General features: G+C 71.0%; 1 protein-coding gene. It reads left to right on the top strand.

The annotated features are described in order from the left end of the window. Positions 1-1,002: 1,002 nt before the first annotated feature. On the top strand, positions 1,003-17,697 hold the full coding sequence (locus ACFV2O_RS32865; RefSeq protein WP_379255493.1) for an SDR family NAD(P)-dependent oxidoreductase: 16,695 nt from the start codon (positions 1,003-1,005) through the stop codon (positions 17,695-17,697). Positions 17,698-17,743 lie beyond the last annotated feature (46 nt).

Raw genomic sequence — 17,743 nt, forward strand, 5'->3', positions numbered from 1 at the left:
ATGTTGATGCCGACTCACCGCGACAACTCGGGTGTCGACCGGCGGGGTGGGAGCGTGCTTCGGTTATTCGTGCTGCACGCGAGTAATCGTGCAATGGCGGATATTGGATTCGGTTCGGACCCCGTACCTCTTCCGGCGCTTCCAAGTGGCCTCGTGGTATCTGCCCACTTCAATGAATTGATGGGGACCATTCGGTCGTTTCGAAAATGGCAATGGACTTTTCGGTTTTGATTTCGGTATCGGTGGCCAGCAACGGGGTTTGTTACGCTTCTTCGCCGGACGGTACGTAGACGGACCGCATGCTTCGCCTCGTCCCGTGCCGGGTCGATGCTCGGGAACCGCAGCGACGTCGAATGTCTCGGCGGTGGTTTGCCCATCGAGTCGGACGGTGCGCACTCGCGGCATTCACACACGACATCGATGCAAGCGGCCCGCTGCCGAGCATTCGCCCCTCCTCGTTCCGTGTGCCGGTAGGGGGCTCGATTCGCCTGCGGTGGCCCGGCCGGTCCGTGTTCGATCTGTGAAACACGGGAGGTCCGCGTATCACTTGCGGGAAACCGGAACGGCTGGCAGGCTAACGCTCAGCACGCGACTGGACGGTCGTCCTGTCGCTTTGCTCTGCCGAAGAAAGATTGTGCGTGTGCCATGGGTTCGTCTTCTCAGCAATGGGAAACCGAGTGTTCGCCGCGAATAAAGAATCGTGGTATATGAAGTGCTCTATGGTGTCGGGTTTACCGTCAGTGAAGGTGGCCTCGAGATGTCCATCTCGGTAACCGCCGAGAAACATTCTCCTGCCGAAAAACGCGGTCGGGCCGGCGAGCACGGGCGAGCCACCCCGCTCGCGGGTACCTCGACCGGCTGCTTCGTCACCGATACCTGATCGAACTACTCGGTAGTTCTGGCCGACCCGCGCCGCTGCTCGCGACGCCGGGTTTCTTCGTCGACCCTGCGATACCCGGGATGTGAAACGTGGACTCGAGCGCTGGTGAATCGTCCGACCGCATGTTGGAGTACCTGAAGAAGGTCACCGTCGAGCTCATGACGACTCGCGACGATCTGACCCAGTTGCGGGAGAAGATCGACGAGCCCATCGCGATCGTCGGCATGAGCTGCCGCTATCCGGGCGGCGTCGAATCGCCGGAGCAGCTGTGGGAGCTGGTCGCGGCGGAAGTGGACGCGGTGGGCGGGTTCCCGGCGGACCGGGGCTGGGACCTCGAGGGGCTGTACGACCCGGATCCGGACCGCTTCGGCAAGGTGTACACGCGGGAGGGCGGCTTCCTGCGCGGCGCGGGCGACTTCGACGCGGGATTCTTCGGCATCGGCCCCCGGGAGGCGGCGGCGACCGACCCGCAGCAGCGGCTGCTGCTGGAGGCTTCCTGGGAGGCACTGGAGAACGCCGGTATCGCCCCGACCTCGCTGCGCGGCAGCGATACCGGCGTGTTCGCCGGTGTCATGTACGAGGACTACGAGCACACCGCCAGGGCCGCCGGACCGATCGCGGAGGGCTACGCGGGTATCGGTTCGACGGGCAGTGTCGTCTCGGGCCGAGTGGCCTATACGTTGGGCCTGGAAGGCCCTGCCGTGTCGGTGGACACGGCGTGTTCTTCGTCGCTGGTGGCCATCCACCTGGCCTGCCAGGCGCTGCGGCGCGGAGAGGCGTCGCTCGTGCTGGCGGGCGGCGTCACGGTGATGTCGACACCGTTCCTGTTCGTCGAGTTCTCCCGGCAGCGAGGTCTGTCGCGGGACGGTCGATGTAAGGCGTTCTCGGCGGCGGCCGATGGGGTGGGCTGGGGCGAAGGCGTGGGCGTGCTGGTGCTGGAGCGCCTGTCGGATGCGCGGCGGTCGGGGCACGAGGTGCTCGCCGTGATCAGGGGCTCGGCGGTGAATCAGGATGGCGCGAGCAATGGTTTGACCGCGCCGAACGGTCCGTCACAGGAGCGGGTGATCGCCTCGGCGCTGGCCGCGGCGGGGCTGACGCCCACTGATGTGGACGCGGTCGAGGCGCACGGTACGGGCACGTCGCTGGGAGATCCGATCGAGGCGCAGGCCCTGATCGCCGCGTACGGACAGCAGCGGGACGAGCCGCTGCGAATCGGTTCCCTGAAATCGAACATCGGTCATGCGCAGGCGGCGGCGGGTGTCGGCGGTGTGATCAAGATGGTGCAGGCGCTGCGCCACGGGGTGTTGCCGAAGACGTTGCACGTGGATGCGCCGTCGCCGCACGTGGATTGGTCGGCGGGGGCGGTGCGGCTGCTCACCGAGGCGGAAGCATGGCCCGCGTCGGCGCAGCGCGTGCGCCGTGCGGGTGTGTCGTCGTTCGGGATCAGCGGCACGAACGCGCATGTGATCGTGGAGGAAGCGCCCGCGCCGGTCGCCGGGTCCGACGGCGAGTCCGCCGATACCGAAGCCGGTCCGGCGTGCGCGGCAACCGTCGTTCCGTTGCTGGTGTCGGCGAAGACCGATGACGCGCTCCGCGCCCAGGCGGCGCGGCTGCACGCGTGGCTGCTCGAACACCCGGACGCCGACCTGTGGAGCGTGGCGTCCGCGCTGATCGAAACCAGGGCGCACTGGAATCGGCGCGCCGCGGTGGCCGGTAGCGACCGTGACCAGTTGCTGTCCGGGTTGGCGGAGTTGGCGGCCGGTGCGTCCGCCGGTGCGCTCGAGGGTGTGGCCGGATCGGGGAAGACGGCCTTCCTGTTCACCGGTCAGGGTGCGCAGCGGGTGGGCATGGGGGCAGGGTTGTATGCGGCGTTTCCGGTGTTCGCCGCGGCGTTCGACGAGTTGTGCGCCGAATTCGATCGCTTGCTCGGGCCGGGCGTCTCGCTGAAGGACGTCGTCTTCGGCGCCGCGGGTGCGGATTTGCTGCACCGCACCGAGTTCACGCAGCCCGCGCTGTTCGCGTTCGAGGTGGCGTTGTTCCGGCTCGTCGAGTCGTTCGGCCTCACTCCCGATGTGCTGATCGGTCATTCGATCGGTGAGTTGGTGGCGGCGTATGTGGCGGGTGTGTGGTCGACGGCGGATGCGTGCGCGTTGGTGGCGGCGCGCGGGCGGTTGATGGGGGCGTTGCCCGAAGGCGGCGCCATGCTCGCTGCGGCGGTCACCGAGCAGCGGGCCGTCGAGATCGCGGCCGCGCACGAGGGTCGACTGTCGGTGGCGGCGGTGAACGGTCCGTCGTCGGTGGTGTTCTCCGGCGACGCGGACGCCGTCGGCGCGGTCGAGCGGCAGCTGTCCGATGCGGGGGTCACGGTCTCGCGGCTGCGGGTCAGCCATGCGTTCCATTCCGCGCGAATGGATCCCATGCTCGCGGAATTCCGCGCAGTCGCACAGCGGCTGACGTACCGGATGCCCACGATCGCGGTGGTGTCGAACGTCTCCGGGGCGCTCGCCGGGGCAGAATTCACCGACCCGGGTTACTGGGTCGAGCAGCTACGCGGTTGCGTGCGGTTCGCGCCGGGCGTGGACGCTCTCGTGGCCGCCGGGGTCCGCCGCTTCGTCGAAGTCGGCCCGGACGCGGTGCTGGCCGCGATGACACGTCGCTGCCTTGCCGAACACCCGCGGATCGAAGCCGAGTCGATGGTGACGGCCGCGTCGCGCCGTTCGGGCGACGAGGTGGCGCAGTACATCACCATGCTCGCGCAAGCCCACACCGCCGGTGTCGAGGTGAACTGGCGCCCCCTTTTCAGCGGGCGGACACCAGAACGGGTGTCGTTGCCGACGTACGCGTTCCAGCGGCAGCGGTACTGGTTGGAGCCGCTCGCGATCGAGGCGTCGCTCGAGTCATCGGATCATCCGATGCTTACCGGGGCCGTGCCGTTGGCCGGTCGGGACGAATGGCTGTTCACCGGCCGGCTGTCGTTGCGGACGCATCCGTGGCTGGCCGAGCACGCCGTTTTCGGGTCGGCGCTGCTGCCCGGCGCCGCGTTCGTGGAACTGGCGCTGACCGCGGGGGCCCGGCTCGGTGCCGGGTTCGTCGAGGAACTGCTGCTGGAAGCGCCGCTGTCGCTGACCGACGACGCCGCGATCGACGTGCAGCTGACCGTCGAACCCGCCGACGACGCGGGCGCGCGCCGGTTCGCGATCTATTCGCGTGCGGTGGTGCCCGGAGAAACCGAAGCGAGCGAGTGGATTTCACACGCCAACGGTGTCCTCGTCGCCGCCGCGGAGAGTGTGCCCGCCTGGGTCGAATCGGGATGGCGCGCCGCGCCGGAGGACGGGCGATGGCCGCCGAGCGGGGCCGAACCGGTGCCGGTCGACGGACTCTACGACCAGTTGGCGCGGCTCGGCTTCGGCTACGGTCCGCTGTTCCAAGGCGTCACCTCGGCTCGGCGCGACGGCGACGACCTGCTCGCCGAGGTGTCGCTCGCTACCGAGCCCGATGCTCAGGGACCGGCCTTCGGCATCCATCCCGCCCTGCTGGACGCCGCCTTCCACACCGCGATCACCGAACTGGCCGACGACATGCCCGCGGGCAGGCTGCCTTTGCCGTTCTCGTTCGGTGGGGTCCGGCTGTATCGCGCCGGGGCGACGGCCCTTCGGGTGCGTCTGGAACGGGTGGGGTCCGGACGCATCCGGGTGGCCGCCTTCGACGACACCGGTGCGCCCGTGCTGAGCGTCGAAGCGCTGACGGCTCGCCCGGTGGATGCCAAGGCGCTCGAGGGTGGGGCCGCACGCCGCGCGTCCCTGTCGGACATCGAATGGGTGCCTGCGGCCGCCGTCGCGGGCGGCGCGTCGGGCACGATCGCGCTGCTCGGGGAGGCGAGTGTGGCGGGCGCCGATCGCCGCGGGACGGCACCGGCCGATCTGCTCGGCGACCAGGCGCCGCCGGAGATCGTCGTGTGGTCGCCGGACGGACCGGCCGCTGGCGACGTGACCGCGCGGACGCGCACCTGGCTGCGGGCGGCGCTGGAGTTGATACGGGAATGGCAGGCCGAGGAACGGTGGCACGATTCGCGGCTGGTGATCCTGACGCGGGGTGCCGCGGGCCTGCCGGGCGAGAACCCTGACCCGGCCGGGGCCGCGGTGTGCGGTCTGGTGCGCAGCGCCCAGGCCGAACACCCCGGCCGGTTCGTTCTCCTCGACGCCTCACCCGAGGACGACCTCACGACCGAAGTGATCGCCGCGGCGGTGCGGTCGGAGGAACCGCAGCTGGTCGTGCACGGCGGAGAACTGCGCGTCCCGCGGCTGCGCAGGCAGCACGCGGCGGCGGACGGCAACGGTCTCGGTGCGGGTGCGGTGCTGATCACCGGTGGCACCAGCGGACTGGGAGCCGAGGTGGCGCGTCATGTCGTCGCCACTCACGGCGTGCGGCGGCTGGTGCTGGTGTCGCGGCGCGGTGAACAGGCCGACGGGGTGGCCGATCTGGTGAGCGAGCTGACCGCCGCGGGCGCGCGGGTGCGGGTGGCGGCCTGCGATGTGGGCGACCGGGCCGAAGTGGCGGCGCTGCTGGCGGATCTGTCGGACGAGTTCGCGCCCAGCGCGGTGATCCATTCCGCGGGCGTGCTCGATGACGCCACCATCGAGACCCTGACCGCCGAACAGCTCGACCGGGTGCTGGCGTCGAAGGCCGACGCCGCCTGGCATCTGCACGAACTGACCGGCGGCCTGGGACTGGCCGCCTTCGTGCTGTTCTCCTCGGTCGCGGGTGTGGTCGGCGCGTCCGGCCAAGGGAATTACGCGGCGGCGAACGCGTTCCTGGACGCGCTGGCAGTAGGGCGGCGGGCGGCGGGGCTGCCCGCGGTATCGATCGCCTGGGGATCGTGGAACCAGAGCATCGGCATGACCAGTGAGCTGGGTGGCGCGGCGATGGCGCGGATGGGTCGCCTCGGCGTGCGGCCGTTGGAAACGGCGGATGGCTTGACGCTGTTCGATCGCGCCGTCGCCGCGTCGTCGCCGGTCGTGATCGCGACGGAGTTCGACACCGAGGCACTGGCGGTGCAGGCCCGGGAAGGGTCGCTGCCGCGACTGCTGCAGTCGATCGTCACGGTGCCGGTGCGGCGGGCCGCCGAGACGAGTGGGACATTGGCGCGGCGGCTGGCCGCCGCGCCCGTGCAAGAGCGTGCGGCGATCGTGCTCGACGTCGTCCGCGAACAGGTCGCCGGCGTGCTCGGCCATATCTCCGGCGACGCCATCGATCCGACGGCGCCGTTCACCGAACTGGGCTTCGATTCGCTCGCCGGTGTCGAGTTCCGCAATCGCCTCGCCAAGACGACCGGCGTGCAACTGCCCTCGACACTGGTGTTCGATCACCCCACCGCCGCGGCGGTGGCGGCCTTCGTGCGCTCGCGGCTGGGCGAGGCGACCGAAACCGACGCCGGGCGGCCCGCGCGGGTGACGCGCCGGATCCGTGCCGACGAGCCGATCGCGATCGTCGGGATGAGCTGCCGGTACCCGGGCGGTATCGAATCGCCGGATGGACTGTGGGACCTGGTGGCCGCCGGTGCGGACGCGATCGGCGCGTTCCCCGTCGATCGCGGGTGGGATCTGGATCGGCTGTTCGATCCCGACCCCGACCACCCGGGAACCTCCTACCTGGACCGAGGTGGATTCCTTTCCGGCATGGCCGATTTCGACGCGGGCTTCTTCGGAATCGGTCCGCGCGAGGCGGCGGCGATGGATCCGCAGCAGCGGTTGCTGCTGGAGGCGTCGTGGGAAGCGCTGGAGCACGCCGGTATCGATCCGTCGGTATTGCGCGGCAGTGACACCGGCGTGTTCACCGGGGTCTCCTATCAGGACTACGAGGAGATCGCCAAGGCCGCGGGTTCGGTAGCCGAAGGTTATATCGGTACCGGTTCCACCAGTAGCGTGCTCTCCGGTCGCGTGGCATACACCTTCGGATTCGAGGGTCCGGCGGTCACGATCGACACCGCCTGCTCCTCCTCGCTGGTGGCCATCCACCTGGCCTGTCAGGCGCTGCGCCAAGGGGAGAGTTCGCTGGTGCTGGCCAGTGGCGCCCAGGTGATGTCGACGCCGTTCATGTTCGTCGAGTTCTCCCGGCAACGCGGTCTTTCCCGGGACGGGCGGTGCAAAGCCTTCTCGGCCTCGGCCGATGGTGTCGGCTGGGCCGAAGGCGTCGGTGTGCTGGTGCTCGAGCGGCTGTCGGACGCGCGCAGGCTCGGTCACGACGTGCTCGCGGTGATCCGGGGTTCGGCGGTGAACCAGGACGGTGCGTCCAACGGGCTGACCGCGCCGAACGGTCCGTCGCAGGAACGGGTGATCGCTGCGGCGCTGGCCACCGCGGGGCTGGCTCCCGAGGACGTGGACGCGGTGGAGGCGCACGGCACGGGCACTCCGCTGGGCGACCCGATCGAAGCGCAGGCGTTGATGGCGACCTACGGGCAGGGCCGGACCGAGCCGCTGTGGGTCGGTTCGCTGAAGTCGAATATCGGGCACGCCCAGGCCGCCGCCGGGATCGGTGGCGTGATCAAGATGGTGCAGGCGTTGCGGCACGAGATGCTGCCGAAGACGCTGCACGTGGACGCTCCGTCGCCGCACGTGGACTGGTCGGCTGGGGCCGTGCGGTTGCTGACCGAACAGCGGCCGTGGTCGGCCTCGGTCGAGCGGGTGCGCAGGGCGGGGGTGTCCGCGTTCGGGATCAGCGGAACCAACGCGCACGTCATCGTGGAGGAAGCGCCGGGAGCCCCGCAGCGCGCGGCGGTGACGAAACCGGCGGACGCTTCGCCGGGAATGCCGCTGCTGCTGTCGGCGAAAACCGAGGCGGGGCTGCGGGCGCAGGCCGCTCGGTTGCGCGAGTGGCTCGCGGCCAGGCCCGACGCAGACCCGGTGGACGTGGCCCATTCGCTGCTCACGACGCGGGCCCGATTCGATCGGCGCGCAGCGGTGGTCGCGGGCGACCGCGCGGCCGTGCTGGCCGGGCTGGCGGATGTGGCGACCGGTGCGGGGTCGCCGGGAGTGGCCGAGGGCGGCCCCGTCGGCGGGAAGATCGCGTTCCTGTTCACCGGGCAGGGGGCGCAGCGAGTCGGCATGGGCGCTCGGCTTTACGCGACTTTCCCGGTCTTCGCGGCGGCGTTCGACGAGCTGTGCGCCGAATTCGACGGTCTGCTCGAATTTCCCGAGCCTGGAATGTCGCTGCGGGACATCGTCTTCGGTGCCGCGGGTGCGGACCTCCTGCACCGCACGGAGTACACCCAGCCCGCGTTGTTCGCCTACGAGGCGGCGATGGTGCGGTTGATCGAGTCCTTCGGGATCACGCCGGACGTGCTGATCGGGCATTCGATCGGCGAACTGGTCGCGGCGTACGTCTCGGGGATGTGGTCGACCGCCGACGCGTGCGCGTTGGTGGCGGCGCGGGGGCGGTTGATGGGCGCGCTGCCCGAAGGCGGCGCGATGCTGGCCGCGGCCGTCCCGCCGGAGCGAGGGGCCGAGCTCATCGCCGGATTCCGCGGCGAACTGTCGATCGCGGCGGTGAACGGACCCTCCGCGATCGTGATCTCCGGTACCGAAGGTGCCGTCGCCGAGGTGGAATCCGTGCTGACGGCGGACGGGATCAAGACGTCACGGTTGCGGGTCAGCCACGCGTTCCACTCGGCGTCGATGGAACCGATGCTGCCGGAATTCGAGGCGATGGCCGCCGGTCTCGACTACCGGAGCCCGCTGCTGCCGGTGGTGTCGAACGTGTTCGGCGTCGTGGGGGGCGAGGCGCTTTCGGATTCGCTGTACTGGGCCGGTCATGTCCGCGACACCGTGCGCTACGCCCCGGGGGTCGACGCGCTGGTGGACCTCGGTGTCCGGAAGTTCTTCGAGGTTGGCCCCGATGCGGTGCTGACGGCGATGACCCGTCAGTGCCTGCCCGACGAGGTCGGGTCCCGGTCCGTCGTGGCGGCGGCGAGCAGGCGCGGCGTCGACGAGGTCACCCAGTTCCTTGGCTTCCTCGGGCATGCCTGCAACGCCGGTGTCGAGGTGAACTGGGAGCCCTTGTCGGAGGGGCGGTCCCCAAAGCGTATTCCACTGCCCACCTACGCCTTTCAGCGTCGGCGCTATTGGCTGGACGTGGCCCGGCCGGTCGCGGCGGGCGCCGTCGACCATCCGATCCTGCTGGACGCGGTGCCGGTGGCGGGCAAGGACGAATGGCTGTTCACCGGGCAGCTGTCGAATGGCAGGCAGCCGTGGATCGCCGATCATGTGGTGTTCGGTACGCCGGTGGTACCGGCGACGACGTATCTGGAACTGATGTCGGCGATCGGCGATCGGCTCGGGATGCGCTCGGTCGAGGAGATGCGGCTGGACATCCCACTGGCCCTCGGTGAGCGCGCCGTCGACGTGCAGGTGTCGGTGGGTGCGGCCGAAGCGGACGGGCGGCGGAGCTTCACCCTGTACTCCCGCACCGCGGACCTCGACGACGCCGAGGCATGGGTACCCCATGCCGGTGGCGTGCTCGCCGCCGACCCCGGCCCCGAACTCGCCACCGGCTGGGATCGGGTATGGCCGCCCGCGGGCGCGGAACAACTCGACGACGAGGCCATCTATCGGCGGATCGCGCGTCTGGGAATGGAATACGGTCCCGCCTTCCGTGGGATGCGCGCGGTGTGGCGGCGCGGCGACGAGGTGTTCGCCGAGGTAGCGCTGGACGACGCCACCGCCGCCGCGGCGTCGGGTTACGGCATTCATCCGGCGTTGTTCGACGCCTGTCTGCACCCCGCGCTCGACTTCGTCATGGACGAGCTGCCCGCCGGGCGGGTTCCGCTGCCGGTCACGGTCGGGGGCCTGCGGCTGGCCCGGTCCGGTTCCGGGCCGGTCCGGGTCCGCGCGGTGCTGTCGGGCGACTACCGGATCCGGATGGATGTGGTGGACGAGACCGGCGCACCGGTGCTGGGCACGGAATCCGTCGTGGTGCATCCGGTGGAGCGGCGCACGGTGGAGCGGGTCCGGTCGAATACGGCGCCGGTGCCGCTGCACGGTCTGGAGTGGGTGCCGGTGTCCGCCGTCGCCGCCGAGCCGACGGGATCGATGGCGGTGCTCGGTGCGGGAAGCGTGGCGGGAATCGACCTGCGCGTCACCGACCTGAGCGAATCGATCGACGCCGATGAGGACGCGGCAACGATCGTCTGGGTGGCCGAGACCGCGGAAGCGGGCGCGGACCCGGCGCGAGCGGGCAGGCAATGGGTCACGCGGACACTGGAACTGACGCGGTCGTGGCTGACCGACACGCGGTACGACCGGGCGCGGCTGATCGTGGTGACGCGGAACGCGCTCGGATTGCCGGGCGAGTCGCCCGACCCGGCGGCCGCTGCCGTCGCGGGCCTGCTGCGCAGCGTGCAGGCGGAGCATCCGGGCCGGATCGTGCTGCTCGATCGGGACGGCGAGATCGATGCCGGAGTGGTGGCTGCGGCGCTGGCCGCGGACGAACCACAGGTCGCGGTGCGCGACGGCCGGTTGTCGGCGCCACGGGTGCGCCGGATCGCGGCCGCACCGGACCCGGGGGCGATGTCGTTCGGGACGGGTACGGTGCTGGTGACCGGCGGCACCAGCGGGCTGGGCGCGCTGATCGCGCGACATCTGGTGACCGAGCACGGAGTTCGGCGGCTCTTGCTGGTCTCGCGACGCGGTCGCGACGCCGCCGGGGTCCCGGAACTCCTCGCGGAGCTGTCGGCGCTGGGCGCGCGAGTGGATGTCGAGTCGTGTGACATCGCCGATCGCGACGACCTCACCGCGGTACTGACGTCGGTGCCGGAGCGGTTCCCGTTGTCCGGCATCGTGCATGCCGCCGGCGTGGTGGACGACGGCACCGTCGAGACCCTGACCACGGAGCAAGTGGATCGGGTGCTGCGCCCGAAGGTGGATGGCACCTGGCTGCTGCACGAGGCGACGCGGGACGCGGATCTTTCGGCGTTCGTGGTGTTCTCGTCGCTCGCGGGGCTGGCGGGCTCGCCGGGCCAGGGCAACTACGCGGCGGCCAACTCGTTCGCCGACGCGGTGGTCCGGCTGCGCGGTGCCGCAGGCCTGCCCGCGGTGTCGGTGGCCTGGGGGCCGTGGAACGCGGGCACGGGAATGACCGGCGACCTCGGTACGGCGGGGTTGGAACGACTGCGGCGTTTGGGTTTCCGCCCGCTCGGCGATACGACGGGACTATCCCTCTTCGACGCCGCGCTCACCGCGGGCTCGGCGCTGGTGGTCGGCGCGGAATTCGATCGATCGGGACTGGCGGAGCAGGCCGAGGCGGGGGCGCTCCCGAAACTGCTGAGTGCGCTGGCGCCCTCGTCCACGCGGACCGCTCGCGCCGGTGGGGATCCGGTCGGTCGGCTGGCGTCGGCCGCGCCCGCCGACCGTGCCGAGGTGGCCCTCGCGGTGACCAGGGAGCAGGCGGCGGCCGTGCTCGGGCACGCCACCGCGGAGGCGATCGACCCCGATACCGCGTTCACGGAGTTGGGTTTCGACTCGCTGGCCGGTGTGGAATTCCGCAACCGGCTGGCCGAGGCCACCGGGCTGTCGCTGCCCTCGACCCTGGTATTCGACCATCCGAGTTCCCGCGCGGTGGCGGGTTTCCTCGTCTCCAGGCTCGGTGACGCTCCGGCCGCGCGACCACGTCCGGTGCGGGTGACGTCGCGGACTCGCACGGACGAGCCGATCGCCATCGTCGGCATGAGTTGCCGTTATCCCGGCGGCGTGAGTTCCGCCGAGCAGCTGTGGCAGCTACTGGTCTCGGGTACCGACGCGATCACGCCGTTCCCCACGGACCGGGGCTGGGACCTCGATCGGCTGTACCACCCGGACCCGGACGAACCAGGCACCACCTACGTGCGCGAGGGTGGCTTCCTCACCGACGCGGGCGCGTTCGACGCCGCTTTCTTCGGGATCGGCCCCCGGGAAGCGACGGCCATGGATCCGCAGCAGCGGCTGATGCTGGAGGCCGCCTGGGAGGCGTTGGAAGACGCCGGTATCGATCCGACCGCGCTGCGCGGCAGCGACACCGGAGTGTTCGTCGGGGCGACCCCGTCCGGCTATTCCGAGCGGGTGGTCGGCGCGTACGAGGGATTCCGGATGACCGGGAACTCCGACAGCGTCACCTCGGGACGAGTGGCCTACGTCCTGGGCCTGCAGGGTCCGGCCATGACGGTGGACACGGCATGCTCCTCCTCATTGGTGGCGCTGCACTTGGCCTGCCAGGCGCTGCGAAACGGGGAAACGTCGCTGGCGCTGGCCGGCGGTGTGACGGTGTCGGGCAGCCCGGAGCTGTACGTGGACTTCGCGCGGCAGCGGGGGCTCGCGCCCGACGGGCGGTGCAAGTCGTTCGCCGCGGGCGCGGACGGCGTCGGCTGGTCGGAAGGAGTCGGCGTGCTCGCCCTGCAACGGCTTTCGGACGCTCGGCGATCGGGCCACGAGGTGCTGGCGGTGATCCGGGGGTCGGCGGTGAATTCGGACGGTGCGTCCAACGGCCTGACCGCGCCGAACGGTCCCTCGCAGGAGCGGGTGATCGCGTCGGCACTGGCGGCGGCGGGCTTGGAGCCGGCCGACGTCGACGCGGTGGAGGCACACGGCACGGGAACTCCGCTGGGCGATCCGATCGAAGCGCAGGCGCTGATCGCGACCTACGGGCAAGGGCGGACCGAACCCGTGCGGATCGGTTCGTTGAAGTCGAATATCGGCCATTCGGTGGCGGCCTCGGGCGTGGGCGGCGTGATCAAGATGGTGCAGGCCCTGCGGCACGAGATGCTGCCGAGGACGCTGCACGTGGACGCTCCCTCGCCGCACGTGGATTGGTCGGCGGGGTCGGTGCGGTTGCTGACCGAAGCGGAGCCCTGGCCCGCGGGGCAGCGGGTACGGCGGGCGGGGGTGTCGTCGTTCGGGATCAGTGGGACGAACGCGCACGTCATCGTGGAAGAAGCGCCCGCACGCGACGAACGGCCCGCCGTGCGGGACCACCGCTGCGATCCGGACGGTGTGATCGCGTGGGTGGTGTCGGCGAAATCGGAGGCCGGTCTGCGGGCGCAAGCGGAGCGGCTGCGCGCCTGGGCGGCCGAGCATCCCGACGCCGACGCCCGTGCTGTCGGACGCTCCCTGGTGGAGACCCGCGCGCAGCTGGAGTGGCGTGGCGCCGCGCTCGGCCGTGATCGGCGGCAATTGCTGGCGGGACTGGCGGAATTGGCCGCGGGTACCGGTTCCGGCGTGGTCGAAGGGACGGCAGGATCGGGTAGGACCGCGTTCCTGTTCACCGGACAGGGCGCGCAGCGCGTGGGCATGGGCGCCGAGCTGTACTCGGCCTACCCCGTGTTCGCCCACGCGTTGGACGAGGTGTGCGCCGAATTCGATCGGCTGCGCGAGAACTCGGCCGACGCGGCGCGTTCGCTTTCGGTGGGCGATCCCGCGCCGTCGTTGCGGGAGGTGATGTTCGCCGATCCGTCGGGTGTGCTGGACCGGACCGAGTGGACGCAGCCCGCCTTGTTCGCGTTCGAGGTGGCGTTGTTCCGGTTGGTGGAGTCGTTCGGGATCACCCCGGACGTGCTGATCGGGCATTCGATCGGTGAGTTGGTGGCCGCGTATGTGGCGGGAGTGTGGTCGTTGCCCGACGCCTGCGTGTTGGTGGCGGCGCGGGGACGGTTGATGGGGGCGCTGCCGGAAGGCGGGGCCATGCTCGCGGTATCCGTCTCCGAAACCGATGCGGCGCGACTACTCACCGGCTTCGGCGACCGCGCGTCGATCGCCGCGGTGAACGCGCCGGAGGCGGTGGTGATCTCCGGCGACGCGGACGCGATCGACGAGCTGGAACGAACTTTCGCGGCCCAGGGCCGCAAGACGACGGGGCTGCAGGTCAGCCACGCGTTCCACTCCGCGCGCATGGAACCCGCGCTGGCCGGCTTCCGCGCGGTCGCCGAGAAACTGACCTACCGGGAACCCATGCTGCCGATCGTGTCGAATGTGACCGGAGCGGTGGGGGAGACCTTCACCGACCCGGAGTACTGGGTCGGTCAGATCCGCGCGGCCGTCCGGTTCGCGCCCGGCATCCGGGCGCTGGCCGACACCGGCGTGCGCCGGTTCCTCGAAATCGGTCCCGACGCCGTACTCACGACCATGACCCGCGGCGTCATCGGAGACGAGCCAGGGAGCGGATGGTTGACGGCCCCGGCGGCCCGTCGCGTGGGAGCGGAAGCGCGCCAGTTCGTGACGTTCCTGGCGCGTGCGCACGTCGCCGGAACGACGGTGGACTGGCGGCCGTTGTGGGAGGGCGGCTCGTCGCGGCGAATCCCCCTGCCCACCTACGCGTTCCGTCACCAGCGGTATTGGCTGACCGCCATCGAACACACCCCCGACGTGCGGTCCTCCGGCCTGGACGATGTCGACCATCCGCTGCTCGGCGCCGCGGTCTGGCTGCCCGACTCGCACGGTGTGGTGGCGACCGGCCGGTTGTCGCTGTCGAGCCATCCGTGGCTGGCCGACCACATGATCGGCGGGACGGTGCTGTTGCCCGGCACGGCCTTCGCCGAGCTGGCGCTGTACATCGGCGCGCTGACCGGCACCCCGCGCCTGGCCGAGCTCGTGGTGACGGCGCCGCTGGCGGTGCCCGCCGACGGCTCGGTCGAATTGCGCGTGCTGGCGGACGGCCCCGACGACACCGGCGCACGTGCGGTGTCGGTGTATTCGCGCCCGCGTCGTTCCGGCGCGCCGGAACAGGCGGAATGGATCCGGCACGCTACCGGAACCCTTGTCGCGCAGACGCCGTCGGCCGAGGCGAACCCGACGACGGAAACCTGGCCGCCTGCCGGGGCGCAGCCGGTCGATATCAGCGATATGTACACCGAGTTCGCCGACCGCGGCTACGGGCACGGGCCGCTGTTCCAGGGACTGACCGCACTGTGGCGGCGCGGTGACGAGGTCTTCGCCGAGGTGCGCCTGCCGGAACAAGAGCATTCGGCGGCCGATCGGTTCGGGCTGCATCCGGCGTTGCTGGACGCGGCACTGCACGCGATCCGGTTCACCGGGCTCACCGGAGAACCCGCTCCGGACGAGATCTACGTGCCCTACTCGTGGGAGAACGTGGACCTGCACGCCGTGGGCGCGGGCGCGGCGCGGGTACGGCTGACCGCGGCCGAGTCCGGATCCGGTGACCGGGACAACCAGCCGATCGCGGTGACGCTCACCGATCCGCACGGGGAGCGGATCTTCCGGATCTCGGCGTTGACCATGCGCCCGATTCCGATCGACACGCTGCGTTCCGCAGGCGCCGCCCCGACCGGGCACGACCCGTATCGGCTCGGGTGGGTCCCGGTGCCGGTGGCGGAACACACCGGACTCGTCGCGGACGAGCACTGGACACGCGGCGGCGCCGACGAGTTCGTGCGCGTCGACGGAGGTTCCGTCGCCGTGATCCAGGTCGAAGAGACACCGGTGGACAGCGATGTGCCCGGCGTGGTGCGCACCCGGCTCGCCGAGACGGCGGAACGGGTCACCGGACTGCTGACCCGCCACGATCGCGTCGTCGTGGTCACCCGCGGTGCGGTCGCCGTGACGCCCGCAGCACCGGTGGACCTCGCCGGCGCGGCCGTGTGGGGCCTCCTGCGCAGCGGGCAGCACGAGAACCCGGGACGGATCGTCCTGGTCGACGTGGCGGACCGGTCGGGATACCGCCGTGCCGTCGCGGCCGCGCTGGCCATGGCCGAGGAATCCCAGGTGGCCGTGCGCGATGGTGCGGTGTACGTGCCGCGGTTGAGCCGGGGCGGGGCGGACCGGACACGGCCGCCGCGGCCGAATCCCGACGGCACGGTGCTGATCACCGGCGGCACCGGAAGCCTTGGTGCGCTCACGGCCCGGCACCTGGTCGTCGAGCACGGTGTGCGCCGGGTGCTGGTGGCGAGCAGGCGCGGCCCGGACGCGCCGGGTGCCGCGGAACTGGCGGCGGAACTGACCGATCTGGGCGCACATGTGGAGGTGCGGTCCTGTGATGTGAGCGATCGGGCGGCCGTCGACCGGCTGCTGTCCACCGTGGCGCCGGAACATCCGCTCACCGCGGTCGTGCACACCGCGGGCGCTCTCGCCGACGGTCTCCTGACCGACCTCACCTCGGCGCGGCTCGCGACGGTGCTGGGGCCGAAGGCCGACGCGGCCTGGTATCTGCACGAAGCCACCGCCGATCTCGAACTGTCGATGTTCGTGCTCTTCTCCTCGTTCGCGGGGACGATCGGCAGCCCGGGCCAGGCCGACTACGCGGCGGCGAACGCCTTCCTCGACGCGCTCGCCCAGCACCGGCACCACCGGGGATTGCCCGCCACGTCCATCGCGTGGGGACCGTGGCGCGCGGAGAGCGGCATGACGAGCACCCTCACCGAGACCGGCATCGCGCGGATGCGCCGTGAGGGCCTGATACCGCTGGACGACGACTACGGAATGGCGTTGCTGGACAGCGCGGTTGCCGCGGGCGAGCCGACCGGTGTCGGCGTGCGTCTCGATTCCGCGGTGCTGAACGCACTGGCCGCATCGGGCGCGTTGCCCAGGATGCTCGGTTCCCTGGTCACCGCGGCGCCGCGACGGGCAGGCGGGGTGCGTTCGCTGGCACAACAGCTCGCCGCGACCGCCGAAGCGGAGCGAGCGGGCGTCATACTCGCCGCCGTTCGGGAGCACATCGCCGCGAGTCTCGGCCACACTTCCGGCGACGTGATCGATCCGCGGGCTCCGTTCACGGAGTTGGGATTCGACTCGCTGGCCGGCATCGAGTTCCGCAATCGCCTCGCCAAGGCCACCGGGCTGGCGCTGCCGTCGACACTCGTCTTCGACCATCCCACCGGCGAGGCCCTGGCGGCGTACCTGGGTTCCCGGATCGCGGAGATGGTGCCCGTGGACGAGCCCGCCGCCGCGCCCGCGATACCCGTGGAAACCGGGGCGAGGGGTGCGCTCACCGAGCTGGTCCTGGCAGCGCACCGGCGTGGCCGGGTCGGCGCCGCGATACCGATGCTGCTGGAGAGCGCCGAACTCGTCGACACTTTCACCGCTGCGGCAGGGTCCGGCGATCCGGCGCCGATCCCACTGAGCAGGGGCGCCGGACCGGCGACACTGCTGTGCGTTCCGTCGTTCGTGGTCGGCACCGGGCCGCACCAGTTCGCCCGGCTCGCCAGGGAACTCGGCGGCGACCGGTCGATCGCGGCGCTGCGCCTGCCCGGTACGCAGCCGGGCGAGGCGCTGCCCGAGTCGTGGGACGTGCTGCTGGATCACTTGGCGGCGGCGGTGCGCAACCGCGGAGACGACCGGCCGGTCGTGCTCCTCGGCTACTCGGCGGGCGGCGCGATCGCGCATGCGCTGGCGCATCGGCTCGAGCGGGACGGGCGCGGACCGTCCGCGGTGATCCTGCTCGACACGTATTCACCCGACGACCCGGAACAGAACCGCCGGGTGCTGCTGAGCGCGATCGGCTCCGTACTCGACCTCGGCCACGAGGTCACCGAGATCGGTGATCACGGCTTGGTCGCCATGGCGAGATACGCGCGCCTGTTCGAGCAGCGCAGGCCGTTGTCGATCACCGCGCCGACGTTCGACCTGCGGGCCGCGACACCGCTGCCGGGGCTCGACCTCGCCGAGCCGGTGCCCGCCTGGCTGCACACCGGCGAGACGGTCGAACTCGACGCCGACCACTTCTCGATCATCGGGGCGGCGACCTCGGCCGTCGCGGCCGAGATACGGCGCTGGCTGAGCGAACTCGATGACAAGGAGCCGATCCTCGCGCGGTCGGCGGCAGGCAGTGACGGAGATCCGCGATGACCGCCGGGCGGGCGCGGCACGCGGCATCGAAGCGGCGAGACAGAGG

The sequence above is a fragment of the Nocardia sp. NPDC059691 genome (assembly GCF_042733915.1).
Taxonomy (GTDB): Bacteria; Actinomycetota; Actinomycetes; order Mycobacteriales; family Mycobacteriaceae; genus Nocardia; species Nocardia sichangensis.

Coding starts and splice junctions, on each gene's coding strand:
- ACFV2O_RS32865 (WP_379255493.1), top strand. CDS start 1,003: ATGTTGGAGTACCTGAAGAAGGTCACCGTCGAGCTCATGACGACTCGC.